This is a genomic window from Microbulbifer regidiadema (SeqCode) (assembly GCF_052466995.1).
Genome location: NZ_CP174297.1, coordinates 320,463 through 333,010, shown reverse-complemented (window position 1 = coordinate 333,010; position 12,548 = coordinate 320,463). Strand labels below are relative to the sequence as shown.

Sequence of the window (12,548 nt, the reverse complement as noted above, 5' to 3'; positions counted from 1 at the left end):
GATCTAGGTTCAGTATCGGAACTTTACGCAACGACGCTGAACCGGGTTTATGAGCACCTCCAACCCCTGGCGCGCCTATTCCGGCCGGAATGGGATAAAGCGCGCAATTATCCCTGTTACCGCACTGATTCTGACCCCCTGTTTTTTGGTGCTCACCTTTACCGGCAGCGCCTGGTGGTTGCTGGCCCTACTTATTAGCACCGCGCTGGTCCTGCTGGGACTCTACGATATATTCCAGCCCCACTGGAGTATCACGCGCAACTTCCCGGTAGCCGGGCGCATCCGCTGGATGTTCCTCAATCTTCGCCCCTATTTCCGCGCCTATATTGTCGAGGGGGATGAGGAGGGAAGACCCTTCAGCCACGAGGCCCGGCAGCTGGTTTACGCGCGCGCAGAGGGCTCTTCCGATATGCACCCATTCGGCACGGAGAAAGACGTTCAGGGAGAGGAATATATTTGGCTGTCTCACTCGATAAAGCCGGCAGAAAAACCCGATATTTCCCGCCGCACTGAGGTGGGTAAGGGGCGCTGCACACAACCCTACTCGACCGCCCTGTTAAATATCTCCGCGATGAGCTTTGGCGCCCTATCCGCAGCCGCCATTGAGGCACTCAATAAAGGCGCCGCCCTCGGCGGCTTTTATCACGATACCGGGGAAGGTGGTATCAGCCCCTACCACCGCAAACACGGTGGCGACCTGGTGTGGGAGCTGGGTACCGGCTATTTCGGCGCGCGCAACGACGACGGCAGTTTTAACCCGGATTTATTCCGCGAGACCTGTGACGAGCAGGTAAAAATGACCGAAATTAAATTGAGCCAGGGCGCCAAGCCCGGCCATGGCGGCGTTCTGCCCGGCGCCAAGGTCACCCGAGAAATTGCCTCCACCCGCAAGGTGCCCCCCGGCCGGGACTGTGTATCCCCCCGCTCACACGCCATGTTTTCCACCCCGATTGAAATGCTGGAATTTGCCGAGCAAATGCGCGAGCTCTCCGGAGGCAAACCCGTGGGCATCAAACTCTGTGTCGGCCATATCTACGAAGTGATGGCGATTATGAAAGCCATGCACGAAACCGGTAAGTTAGTGGACTTTATTGTGGTGGATGGCGCCGAGGGCGGCACCGGCGCAGCGCCGCTGGAACTCTCCAACCACGTGGGCATGCCGCTGCTGGAAGGGCTCATTATCGTGCGCAACGCCCTGGTAGGCGCCGGACTCAAAGACAGGGTCAAGCTCGCCGCCAGCGGCAAGGTTTACTCGGCATCCGGCCTGGCAAAGTGCCTGGCCATCGGTGCCGACTGGTGCAATGCCGCGCGCCCATTTATGTTTTCGGTGGGCTGTATCCAGTCCCAGCGCTGCCATACGGACACCTGCCCTACCGGTGTCACCACCCAGGACCCCAGGCGACAGCGGGGGCTGGTAGTGGATGTCCAAAGCCGGCGGGCAGCCGCCTTCCAAGCCAAAACCCTGGAAGCACTGGGCGATATTATCGCCGGCGCCGGCATCAACGACCCCCACGACCTGAAACCCTACCACCTGTTCCACCGCATCAACGGGGCCAAATCCCTGCCCATAGATCGAATCTGGCATTTTCTCGACCACAACTGCCTGATAGAGGCCCCGGAGGACACCCCCTACTGGCACTGGTGGCTGGCCGCACGGGCCGATAGCTTCCAACCCGCAATTCGGCTTGAGGAAGGAAAATACGCCTCTATACGCCAACCCACCAGCCACTAGCTTCGCCAAACCTGTGGAGGCAGCATGCAGACCGTTTCCGAGATTATCGTCGACACCCTGATCAAGGCCGGCGCCAAGCGGTGTTACGGCATTGTCGGCGATACGATCAATCACTTCACTTCCGCAGTGCGCGACTCCGAACTCGAATGGGTACACGTGCGCCACGAGGAAGTGGGGGCCTTTGCCGCTGGGGGTGAGTCCTACCTCACCGGCGAGCTCAGTGTCTGTGCGGGCACCGCCGGTCCCGGCAGCCTGCACTTTATCAACGGCATTTTCGAAAGCCACCGCAATGGCGCCCCAGTACTGTTGCTGGCCACCCGTATCGATCGGGTAGAACAGGGCTTTGGCTACCCCCAGGAAGTGGATCAGCAGAGGCTCTACGAGCAGTGCTCGGTATTTTGCGAAACCCTGACCCACCCGGAGCAAACCCGCCGGATGGTGACACAGGCCGCACAAACCGCCCTCAATCAGCGGGGTGTGGCGGTGGTGCAAATCAGCGGCGATCTGTTTAAACAAAAAAGCCGGGACACCCTACCCTGGTCGGTACATCGACCAGATTGGATAGCGCGCCCATCGGATTCTGAACTCGACGCCCTGGCGCAAAAAATTAATGCGGCCGAAAATATTACCCTCTACGGCGGTATCGGTTGCCGCTACGCCCGCAGTGAAACCGTTAAGCTGGCACAACACCTGGCCGCCCCCATCGCCCACACCACCAAATCGAAAGAGTTTCTCGAATACGACAACCCCTGCAATGTGGGTATGACCGGTATTCTCGGCAACCCGGCGGGCTACCGGGCGGTGATGTCCTGCGACCTACTGCTGTGTCTGGGTACAGACTTTGCCTACAGCCAGTTTTACCCGGAGAAAGCCGCGATTATTCAGATTGATGCGCAGGCGGCACATCTGGGACGGCGCACCCCGGTGGATATGGGTCTGGTGGGGCATGTGGGCGCCACCCTTGAGGCACTTTTACCCAGGCTCAAGGCCCGCTCCGACAGCACTTTTCTCGACAATCTACGCAAGCAGTACCGCAAAGACCTGCAAGAGATGGAAGCGCGCGGCAGGGAGCCTGACCCCGGTCTGATCCATCCCCAGTTTGTCGCCCAGACTCTCAACAAGCTGGCCGCTGACGATGCCGTATTCACTGCCGACGGCGGCAGCTGCATGGTTTGGCTGCTCCGCCATCTCAGCGCCAACGGCAAGCGCTCTTTTCTCACCAGCCTCTCCCACGGCACCATGGCCAATGCCTACCCCCAAGCCCTGGGCATAGCCAAAGCGTATCCGGGGCGCCAGGTGATCGCTATGTGCGGCGACGGCGGTCTGACCATGTTAATGGGGGATCTGCTCACCTTGGTGCAGGAGAACATCCCCCTAAAAGTCCTGGTATTTAACAACCACGCCCTCGGTTTTGTGGAGATGGAACAGCGTATCGAAGGGCTTCTCGACAGCTACACCGGCCTGCACAACCCAGACTTTGGCCGTGTCGCCGAGGCCTGCGGACTCAGCGGGGCCAGTGTCGAAAGTGCAGATCGGCTGGAGGAGAGTATGCAGCGCTGGCTGGCCACTGACGGGCCGGCGCTACTCAGCGTGCCGACCAATCGAGTCGAGCTGGTGATGCCGCCGGAGGTCACTGCACAGCAGGTGTCCTCCACGGCACTGTTTGGCCTCAAGGCGATACTCAATGGCCGCGCCGATGAGGTGGTGGATTTATTGAGGGATAATTTTTTGCGTTGAGACCCTAGCAAAGCGTTTGTACAGCGTTTGCGCGCCCATCTCGCGCCCCGAACAACAAAATATACAAAGGTCCTTCGACTGAAGTTACCCCTTGAGTGCATCAACAAGTGTTTCGGCCGTAATTGCCGTAATACCTTTGGCCTTCGACTCGCGGTTGCCCGCCACATTGAGGACCCTGGGGCGGTTTCTATGGAGAAAAGCCCGCACTAATTGGACCCGTGCGGCATCGCTGGGATTGATCACCAGGTAAGGTTTTTTCAGCGCTTGGCAATACTGAATGCTAAGCAGGGTACCATCACTAGAGGGATAACCCGCAAAGATAACTGTGGCATCGGAGTTGCGAATATTTGTCCGGGTGCGCTCAGCTAAATCCGGGGACCTATTTTCAAGTAAACCAAAGCTCTTCAAGAAATCGGCCCGCTCTCCCACCTCGGTCCAATAACTCAGGGGTGCCGTGCCCCCAGTCGGAATCCCCAGACGCCGACCGGCCAGCAAACCACCGGTATCCGCGCCTGTTTGCCCGCCGCTGATTATTTTCTCTGGCCGGTAGATCACAGTACCTTCCGCCCGGCTCCTTATAAAAGTTTCGACAGTTTATTTGATGGCATTTAAACCCGGATTTTATTAATCAAGCACGGCATTCTATCGCGCCCCAATGACCCCACCAAATCAGCTAAAGTATACCCCGCATCAAACAACAGCAGCACAAATAAACGCCAAACCCAAACTTTAAAATCAAGCAAAAACGTAACAACATCAGTTTACAACTAAGGTTTATGGGCCACGGCCTCCAACCTCTCCAACCTGTCATTGATTCGCTTCAACTCAAGTAAACTTTCCTCATTTCTTCCCAGAGCACTATTCTCTATTCGTACAGCGTACGCCGTCATAATCCTATTGAGTGGCGTAGTAACATCCAGGCCAACCTGACGTATAGCGATACTGAGGGCCATCAAAATAGCGCAGCATGCCCAGGCCCATCGCGGCATATAGTTAATCGCACGATTTTTAAATCCTGCATCAATGTCCGCCCTCTTACTATCATCCATTATCATCACCCACCTCCCTGCTTTTAGCTCAACCCCCATCCATAAAGGTGCGACTTAATCCGAGGCATGCTTAACCAGCAAGCATTGTCTTACTTAGCTCAATCGCACGATTACCTACCTGCTTGGCCCAGAGTGAATTCAACATCTCCTCAGCAGCTTGCTCATAATCCCCCGCCGCTATCGCAGCCAGCATATTCTTAAACCCCATCAAACCGGCCACACCCAAATTGAAGGCCATATTTACAAGAACTGCCTTCCTTTTCATACTGAGAGAATTAAAGAAGTCCAATTTTTCAGAGACCTCCCCAAAATAGAAATCAATATCATTTTTTAAGAGTATAAGCGCCTCATCGTATGATACGCCCCTATCTGACAAATTGCGACCGACTCCAATAGTTAGCCGGCCAGCACTGCACTTATAGGTCTTTAACTCTACCCCCTCATGACTCAGTAACTGCTCTACTAAATATTTTTTAAGCACATTATCCATACCTTTCTCCTTTTAGCCCCCAAGCAAGGTAGAAGTCTAAGCATATTGACTGCGAGAAAAACTTTTAGGCAATTTCTCAAAATCCGTCATATCCCGCCCATCCAAAACCAACCTCAAATCTACATTCATCGCACTGCAAATTAAAAATAGAGTTTTAAGTGAGGGCTTATTAACCCCTCGCTCAATTCGACTTACAAACTCAGCACTTATATTGGCAGCTTCCGCAAGCTCCTCCTGGGTCATACCTCTCTCCCTGCGAACAGACTTTATCCCATATGACACTGACTTATGAAAACCTTCAAATTCTCTCATTATTATTTCTCCATATACGATAAGGCACATCTCATACCAACCTAAAGTCTTAAACGGCAACCATCCGCAACCACGACCACCTCCAAGCTCCTCCTGAAAACTTCTCCTTGAAAATCATACTACCCCCAACAAGTAACCACCTGAAAGGGAGGCGCACTACGACCCCCTACACTGCCAGCTCCAGAGAAAACCATTTACAATTGGTGGGAGCACGCTTAGAAAAACAGACTCTGACTTACGCAAACCTGAATATACTTATAATGCAAAAGCCAACTAAACTACCACTACGGATTTTCACCCCAACACCTTACACACTTAGGTAGCATGCCAGCTAACACTCCTACAAAACCATTTCTCACCTCAAGACGAGATCAATCCCCGAAATATATAGCTCTACACAGCGCCTCACGATAAAAGCCACGCGATCAAACACAGCGCATAAGAAATTACCCACTCCAGACTAATACCCCAGTATGATTTTCCCTAAAGAGAAAAAATACCAACCCTTTATGACCGCATGGACAAAAAACAGTTTTTGCGGCAGTTCGATCAGTTTCAAAAGAAACCATATGCATCGTACAGGGCCAAACAAAAGCACACCTGAAACCATCAACTGAAGACCCCAATACCCGCCATAGACTATTATTTAAAAAATGACTTAATAGCACTCAAAAACAAAAACCTTTAAATCCTGACGAGACAAAGAAAGCCGAAAAAATTTTACAACGGCAGGAACACGCTTTTAAATTTAGAGAAGAGGAAAGAAGAGATTGTTAATTTATTGAACACCTCACACCCCTACCGAGCGGCACACAAACAGGGCAGAAAACACTAAAAATCTAATCTATAAATTACAAAACAGACAACCAGGCCGCACGCCCAGTGTCGCCTCCACATATAAAGTACCAACACACCTAACACAGATGTATGATTAAGTGCTAAACCTATGCGCCAAGAGTACAAGTATTTGCAATACCCTTTAAGCCAGACATACGGGATCACCAAAAAGTTCCCGTAATAACACCTCAAAATGACCATAGCAGATCAGTAACGGAGCCAAGACAAAGTCAACAAGAGTGAAAAAACCAGCAGCTCAAAAAAGCAACTGCTGGATCAAGCACCAATAAAAACGGCTGGCTATTGACTCATATCTATCACATCCACACCCCCATCATCGCCATCTGAAGTGATATAGCGTCCAGGAATGTGCTTAGCCACCCACATTTCTGCAAGTTGACGGCGATTGATAGGCTTTATAAAGAAATTAATCGGAACACCCGCCTCACCCGCTGCCGCCTGATCAACATAGTAAGTAAATGCCGTCATCAGAGTATCGATATCCAACATTTTATTACTAGCACCATCAAGCTTTTTAACCGCCGTAACAGCACTTTCCAGCTTGGCAGACTCCAATGCAATCAATCTTGCACCTGTCCTGGCTGCCTCAGCACTCTCGCGCAAACTATCATGCTTATCTGCCGTCCGATTCTGTAAACCGGCCAACTTATTCATGGTCTCCGCCATATCATCATCACTAAAACCTTTGATAACATGGGAAACGGTATTTGCTTGAATCGTCGGGATTACGCCATGGGTCACCAAGGTCACATGGGAGGATATACTGCTTGAGCTTAATACACTCTTAACGCTTTCAGCAAAAGAGGCATCCACACCGAAACCGCCGCTGACATCAGCAAACCAACTACCGGCATCCATTTGTACTTGTAAACTGGCAGCCGCAGCCTGCATCTGTTGTGCAGAGCGAGTGGTATTATCACGCAGTACATGAACCATCCCCACAAAGCTAGACCCGTAGGTCGCTCCCGAGAGAATATTCATCGTCTCCTCAGCAGGATCTGAGTTTGCAATTTGCCAAATACTGTTCGGATCTGAGGTATCGATAAGCAGATTAGCATTATCTTGGAAGACGGCATTCCAGGCCCGTATCCCCTTGTCAACATCAATAATAAACGGGGCGTACATTGAAGACTGCTTATGAGTGCAATTGGCAGTAATTAGCAGTGTCCCAGCCACACTATGATGCTCGATTTGCTGCTGAATTTGAGTCTGCACTGAATTGCTGATTTCAGCAGAACGAGAACTTCCCATAAAAGAGGTTGAGGCACTGATATACGAAGATATCTGCGCCATAACATCGCTGCTGGCCTGGAAGTTCTCCTCATAGCTAAAATATTGAGCATTCATACTCATTGAATCGGAAGAGATGGGGGTCCTTTTAATCTCACTTTTATTGAGATCAATTGGGCTCTCTATACTACTATTAATCGCGGGGAGGCTCGCCCTTGCCTCCTGTATTTCCGGATATTTTGCAAGAGCTACATCTGCATAAGTTTCAGCAGTAGTAGAAATTTCTTCAGCAATATCAGAAATTTTTTCCTCAAGATTATCTACCTGCACCCCCGTATTAACCAGCTCCTGCTTAGTAAGTTCAATTTCATGCTTCAACATGATTTGTGAGTTAAGCTTCTCCTTTTCTTTATCAACTTCACGTTGAAGACCATCAATCTCTTTAAGTACTTCAATATGATCATTTGGAACTATATTTCCCAGCGTCAGTGCCGGATCAAAAGGAATAGAATAAGACATAGCTACAATTTTCCTAAATTAGATTAAGTCAACCCTACGAAGGCCAAACTGGATGGATGTTTTTTAAACCATCAATTTTTATCAATAGTTTCCCACTAGATGTCTGACTCAAATATCCATCAACGTAACCAAGTACACTATCAACTAACGTATTACTACTTAGGCTTATGAAGTTTTCCGCTAAAATTTTTCTTTCTACCTCTCCGCAGGAAACCTGACTAAGACTTAATGGAACTACAACCTCTGAATCACTCCCACAAAAATCGAATGTAACGCTTATAGAAATATCGGTCTCGTAGCACTCATCTGACACACTAAAATCCCCAATAGCATCAAGCCTAACCTTCAGGTTAGAAAACCTCCCCTCAAGGGACTGGCTATCGCATGAGCAACCAGATAAATTCGCCATTCAAACTCTCCTTACCAATTAAAAATTAAGAGCATCATTGATGCAGCTCTATGTTCAATTAGCAGAGCACCAGAATGAAGGGATTTTAAGTACGACCTATAGGCATCTCTAAAAATTGTTATATTGAGAGATACCTATATCAAAGAAAGATAGAGCGACAACCCTTAGAGGCTCGACAAAAATACGTAAAAGATAAAGCAATCAAAGATCCTATTATCCGGTTTCGCCAGGCACAGCAACTCACAAAATTCTGCACACCTCATCGAAATCCAATCGAGGATTACGTGGGTACAATTTTTCAGTTTCACCATAACCGAGATTGCACAGAAAATTGGATTTTATAGAGCAAGCGGGAAGATGCTCCGGGCACGAATGTGGCTGCCGAGTACTTGTCACTGAAGAATTCTTTATCGACCAGCGCGTTATCAAACCCCGACATAGGTCCGCAATCGAGTCCCAGGGCCCGCGCCGCCAAAATAAAGTAGCCTCCCTGCAGCCCCCTGTGTCAGGATAGTTGTCGCCTCTTTAAAATGAAAAAGTAAGACAGGGGACGGTAAGAGCTGCCACCGGATAATCGACCTACCCCAGAGGTTGCTGTGGAGGAAGGCATTAGTGAAGCTACCTTGTACAATTGGCGCCAAGAAGCCAAAGAAAAGGGGGTCCCTGTGCCGGGTAGTGGTAAGCAGAGTGAAAATTGGTCAGCAGAAGCTAAGTTTGCTGTCGTCGTTGAAACAGCAAGGCTCAGCGAGGCTGAACTCAGTAAATACTGCCGTAGTAAGGGACTGTACCCCGAGCAGGTGCAGGCCTGGAAGACAGCCTTTATCGAAGGGACGCTGTCGGATGCTGAGCGACGCAAACGGGAGCGTGAAGAGGCTCGGCAAGCTAAGCGGCGTATCAAGGAGCTGGAGAGGGATCTCAGACGCAAGGAGAAAGCGCTAGCTGAGACAGCGGCGCTGCTGGTGCTTAGAAAAAAGTTGAATGCCCTCAGGGGAGAGGTAGACAGCGGGGACGATCACGGCCGAGGAAAAAGTATAAGCCGCCTACCACTCATGTGGCAGAAGCACCCAATCAAGTCTGGTCGTGGGATATAACCTATCTGCCATCGAGAATTAAAGGACAGTATTACTACTTGTATCTGGTGGAGGATATTTATAGTCGTAAGGGCGTGATCTGGGAGGTGCATGAGTGTGAATCTGGTGAACACGCAGCCACGCTGATGCAAAGGGCCGTACTCCGAGAGCAATGCTTTACTAGCCCCCCAGTGCTGCACTCTGACAATGGTGCCCCAATGAAGTCACAAACGTTACGGGCCAAGCTGTACGACTTAGGAGTTCAAACCTCACACAGTCGCCCACGGGTTAGTAATGACAACCCCTACACAGAGTCACTGTTCCGTACAGTAAAATACTGTCCTAGCTGGCCATCACAAGGATTTAACTCCTTAAATGCAGCGAGAGAATGGGTGGAGGAATTTATGCGCTGGTACAACCATGAGCATCTGCATAGTGGCATCCGCTATGTCACTCCGGCAGACAGGCATGTCTGGTAAGGATACAGTTCTGTTGTCGAATCGCAATAAGGTCTATCAGTTAGCGCGTGAGAGAAATCCACTGCGTTGGTCAGGAGGTACAAGGAACTGGAGACCGATAGGATCTGTAGCGCTAAATCCACAGAGAGCGGAGCCGGAAACTAAGACTGCTGCATAACAATGAAAGGCGACAACTATCTTGAAAAATACCGGTTAGGGGTGAGTAGTTACTAAAAAAACAGGAATAATTGATTCAGTCTCTTAGCGGTTCGTTTATTGCTTGAGTTAGTCTTAACAGGACTTATCCATATCTTCACTCCAGGCCATAGGTAAAAAAGCCTCATCAAGACTAACATTTAGATTGTGAGTAGAATAATTTGAGAGTACTTTAAGACTGGTTCCAACAATCACCTCTAAAACCGTCTCCTTGGTATAACCTGCCGCTAGAAACTCTTCTACCTCTTCTTCGGTTGCCCATCCACGCTTTTTATTAATAATGATACAAAATTTGCGTAATGCCTCAAGCTTCGGGTCATTTATTGGGGTACCACTACGCAACGAATTAATTACATCTTCATCAACACCAGCCTTTTTACAAACTGCTGTATGAGCAGCCATACAATAGGTGCAACCATTTAAACGACTATTTGTCATCAAGACAAGTTCGCGTTCTGTTGCACTCAAACGAGATTTGTCAAATAAGCCCATCAAGGTAAGATAGCCTTCTACCATTACAGGTGATTCGGCCATAGTAGCCATTAGATTCGGTACAAAACCTAATTTCTTCTTAGCCGCTTCTAGGATAGGTTTAGAGTCTTTAGGAGCTGTGTCAATTGTATATGTTGTAAAGTTGACCATTAGTTTCTCCGCATAACATATGCTTTACATTGCCTGATATAAGATTGCACAGAAGAGATAAAATTTGTTTCTTTGTGAGCTCAGTTTGTAAGGTTTCTAATAGCAGCTAAAGCCTCAGCGGGCTCCAGTCTATTTTGATAATCTGGATCAATACTTGCTAAAACAATGCGACCTTCTCTATTAATGACAAAGGTGGCAGATACAGGTAGTACCCAGTCATCAGTGCCATTATATTCAGGTAGACTACCACCAAGTTCTTTATATAAGACCTGTAATTCTTGAGGCAACCTAAAGGCAACACGATAGCTCTCTGCTACATTGGAACCGACATCAGAAAGAACATCGAATTCAAGGGCGTTCTTTTCCATAGTTGAAAGTGATGAATCAGGGGTTTGAGGTAAAATAGCAATAAGAGAACCTCCTGATGCTTTAATTTCTGGTAGAATTTCTTGGTATGCACGAAGCTCAAGATTGCAATAAGGGCACCAGCTACCACGATAAAATGAGATGATTACTGGCCCTTCTTCCAATTTCTTAGATAGACTAACGGATTTGTTGGTAGCTGATGGTAATGTGAAGTTAGGGGCATGATCACCAACACCTAATAACGGTCTTTTATGGAATTCTTTTTCTAAATCAGCTGAAGCGTTTTCCATTACTGATGCTACTCGACCATCAACTTTACTCAAAAATTCAGCTTTAAACGCACCGAGTTCGTTGGCGAGAGACATTGCTTTTCTCCTTTGAGGTAAATTTGATAAGAGATCATAGAGTTAAAAATCATGAATTGATTTTAGAGAACATTTAATAATAGAAGTAGAGTATAGAAGAATTAAAAGTGAACTTTATAGATCATCACTTACAAAAAACTTCTAAATAGAAGAACTACACCCTTACGATTAGGGTAGCCGCTAAAGAATCACTTCTACGTTGTTGGTTTATTTTTGAATAATGACTGATAAGACTCCTGTAAGATACATCGGAAAATGGCAATATGGTCCAAGTTTACATAGGTAAGTGAAAATGAGAGCCATACTCAAGCATAACCCTGTTCGAAAAAAATAGGCATTGCCAACCGCAGCGTATCAGGCCTGGCACCCGAAATGGGACGTTATGAGTCCTCATTAGAGAGAGATCTAATGGAGATACTGCGTTTTGAGCTGAAAACAACGCTATTGTGCATAGCGTTAATCAAGTGGATCATTTCGACCTCCTTTCTTTTCAACTCCTTCACTGCTTCAAGAAATTGGCGTGCTATCGTATCTGAGCAATGGCTCTAACCGTGAGAAATGGCCAATCTGGGATTGTTTCTCTGCAAAGGGTAGCCACTAACGTGGCACATTCACCAACAAATAGAAAAGGGTCGACATGCCGGGCTGATCCATGCCAACGTCCACAGCGGTAGCTGGCCAAGAGTGCTACATGCCCTGACCATAATCCAAGAGTCCTGGTTCGCTGGCGCATCACAGAAAGGGCAAACGAGTGGGGAGCGCCGCATAGAAGTTCCTATGGGATCGCTCCCTGGCTAGCCAACAGTACAGGTGCTTTCTCATATTGGGCATGGCATCGGCGACATCTATATTGGCCATAGCTTCGCACCCAGCATTTTCCGTGCGGTTAACTTTACACCTATCGTGGAGAAGAAGGTGAACGGCTGACTCTGGTGTGCCTCATTGAACCCCGAAAAGTGACGGGTCCCATTTCATGACACTGCCGAATACAGATTTCATCCGCCAGTTGTTGATCGTCGATCAGAGGGCCCCTAGATAATCAAAGAGCTTATCCATCAAATGTCTGCAAATATCCTTTGTAGGCATAACCACTCA

Annotated in this window: 10 protein-coding genes and 1 pseudogene; 3 read left to right on the top strand and 8 right to left on the bottom strand. The window is 48.7% G+C overall.

The genetic code is table 11. The features are described from left to right. Positions 1-49: 49 nt before the first annotated feature. Positions 50-1,732 carry an FMN-binding glutamate synthase family protein gene (locus ACJJIK_RS01395; protein WP_444943962.1) on the top strand — a complete coding sequence of 561 codons (1,683 nt, stop codon included), beginning with the start codon at positions 50-52 and terminating at the stop codon, positions 1,730-1,732. Positions 1,733-1,756: 24 nt separating this feature from the next. Beyond that, positions 1,757-3,469: a thiamine pyrophosphate-dependent enzyme gene (locus ACJJIK_RS01390; protein ID WP_444943961.1), complete on the top strand. Its 1,713-nt coding sequence runs from the start codon at positions 1,757-1,759 to the stop codon at positions 3,467-3,469. Positions 3,470-3,553: 84 nt separating this feature from the next. Here the strand turns inward: ACJJIK_RS01390 and ACJJIK_RS01385 are convergent, their stop codons facing one another. The 6 genes from ACJJIK_RS01385 to ACJJIK_RS01360 all read right to left on the bottom strand — a co-directional run bounded on the left by ACJJIK_RS01385 (position 3,554) and on the right by ACJJIK_RS01360 (position 8,336). Beyond that, a complete protein-coding gene (locus ACJJIK_RS01385; protein WP_444943960.1) occupies positions 3,554-4,024 on the bottom strand; it encodes a YpsA SLOG family protein in 471 nt (156 codons plus the stop codon). A gap of 212 nt (positions 4,025-4,236) precedes the next feature. Next, the gene (locus tag ACJJIK_RS01380; protein ID WP_444931566.1) at positions 4,237-4,518 is read right to left on the bottom strand and encodes a hypothetical protein; all 282 of its coding nucleotides are present in this window, start codon (positions 4,516-4,518) and stop codon (positions 4,237-4,239) included. A gap of 70 nt (positions 4,519-4,588) precedes the next feature. Next, positions 4,589-5,008 carry a glycoside hydrolase family protein gene (locus tag ACJJIK_RS01375; RefSeq protein ID WP_444943959.1) on the bottom strand — a complete coding sequence of 140 codons (420 nt, stop codon included), beginning with the start codon at positions 5,006-5,008 and terminating at the stop codon, positions 4,589-4,591. Between the two features lie 36 nt (positions 5,009-5,044). Then, the gene (locus ACJJIK_RS01370) at positions 5,045-5,320 is read right to left on the bottom strand and encodes a helix-turn-helix domain-containing protein (RefSeq protein ID WP_444943958.1); all 276 of its coding nucleotides are present in this window, start codon (positions 5,318-5,320) and stop codon (positions 5,045-5,047) included. A 1,137-nt stretch (positions 5,321-6,457) separates the two neighbouring features. Next, positions 6,458-7,927, bottom strand: coding sequence for a hypothetical protein (locus ACJJIK_RS01365; protein ID WP_444943957.1), 1,470 nt, complete (start codon positions 7,925-7,927; stop codon positions 6,458-6,460). A 34-nt stretch (positions 7,928-7,961) separates the two neighbouring features. Next, positions 7,962-8,336: a hypothetical protein gene (locus ACJJIK_RS01360; protein WP_444931570.1), complete on the bottom strand. Its 375-nt coding sequence runs from the start codon at positions 8,334-8,336 to the stop codon at positions 7,962-7,964. 560 nt (positions 8,337-8,896) lie between these two features. On the opposite strand from ACJJIK_RS01360, the pseudogene ACJJIK_RS01355 reads away from it, so the two are divergent. Then, a pseudogene (locus ACJJIK_RS01355) lies at positions 8,897-10,042 on the top strand (IS3 family transposase). Between the two features lie 113 nt (positions 10,043-10,155). On the opposite strand, the gene ACJJIK_RS01350 reads toward ACJJIK_RS01355, so the two are convergent. Together ACJJIK_RS01350 and ACJJIK_RS01345 are read right to left on the bottom strand one after the other, a co-directional pair. Next, positions 10,156-10,722 carry a carboxymuconolactone decarboxylase family protein gene (locus ACJJIK_RS01350; protein ID WP_444943956.1) on the bottom strand — a complete coding sequence of 189 codons (567 nt, stop codon included), beginning with the start codon at positions 10,720-10,722 and terminating at the stop codon, positions 10,156-10,158. An 80-nt stretch (positions 10,723-10,802) separates the two neighbouring features. Beyond that, positions 10,803-11,453, bottom strand: coding sequence for a peroxiredoxin-like family protein (locus ACJJIK_RS01345; RefSeq protein ID WP_444943955.1), 651 nt, complete (start codon positions 11,451-11,453; stop codon positions 10,803-10,805). Between the last annotated feature and the right edge of the window lie 1,095 nt (positions 11,454-12,548).

What these genes read in the sequence shown, in the direction of transcription:
- ACJJIK_RS01345 (WP_444943955.1), bottom strand. Translation starts at nt 11,453, where the DNA reads ATGTCTCTCGCCAACGAACTCGGTGCGTTTAAAGCTGAATTTTTGAGT.
- ACJJIK_RS01390 (WP_444943961.1), top strand. Translation starts at nt 1,757, where the DNA reads ATGCAGACCGTTTCCGAGATTATCGTCGACACCCTGATCAAGGCCGGC.
- ACJJIK_RS01380 (WP_444931566.1), bottom strand. Translation starts at nt 4,518, where the DNA reads ATGGATGATAGTAAGAGGGCGGACATTGATGCAGGATTTAAAAATCGT.
- ACJJIK_RS01370 (WP_444943958.1), bottom strand. Translation starts at nt 5,320, where the DNA reads ATGAGAGAATTTGAAGGTTTTCATAAGTCAGTGTCATATGGGATAAAG.
- ACJJIK_RS01360 (WP_444931570.1), bottom strand. Translation starts at nt 8,336, where the DNA reads ATGGCGAATTTATCTGGTTGCTCATGCGATAGCCAGTCCCTTGAGGGG.
- ACJJIK_RS01365 (WP_444943957.1), bottom strand. Translation starts at nt 7,927, where the DNA reads ATGTCTTATTCTATTCCTTTTGATCCGGCACTGACGCTGGGAAATATA.
- ACJJIK_RS01375 (WP_444943959.1), bottom strand. Translation starts at nt 5,008, where the DNA reads ATGGATAATGTGCTTAAAAAATATTTAGTAGAGCAGTTACTGAGTCAT.
- ACJJIK_RS01395 (WP_444943962.1), top strand. Translation starts at nt 50, where the DNA reads ATGAGCACCTCCAACCCCTGGCGCGCCTATTCCGGCCGGAATGGGATA.
- ACJJIK_RS01350 (WP_444943956.1), bottom strand. Translation starts at nt 10,722, where the DNA reads ATGGTCAACTTTACAACATATACAATTGACACAGCTCCTAAAGACTCT.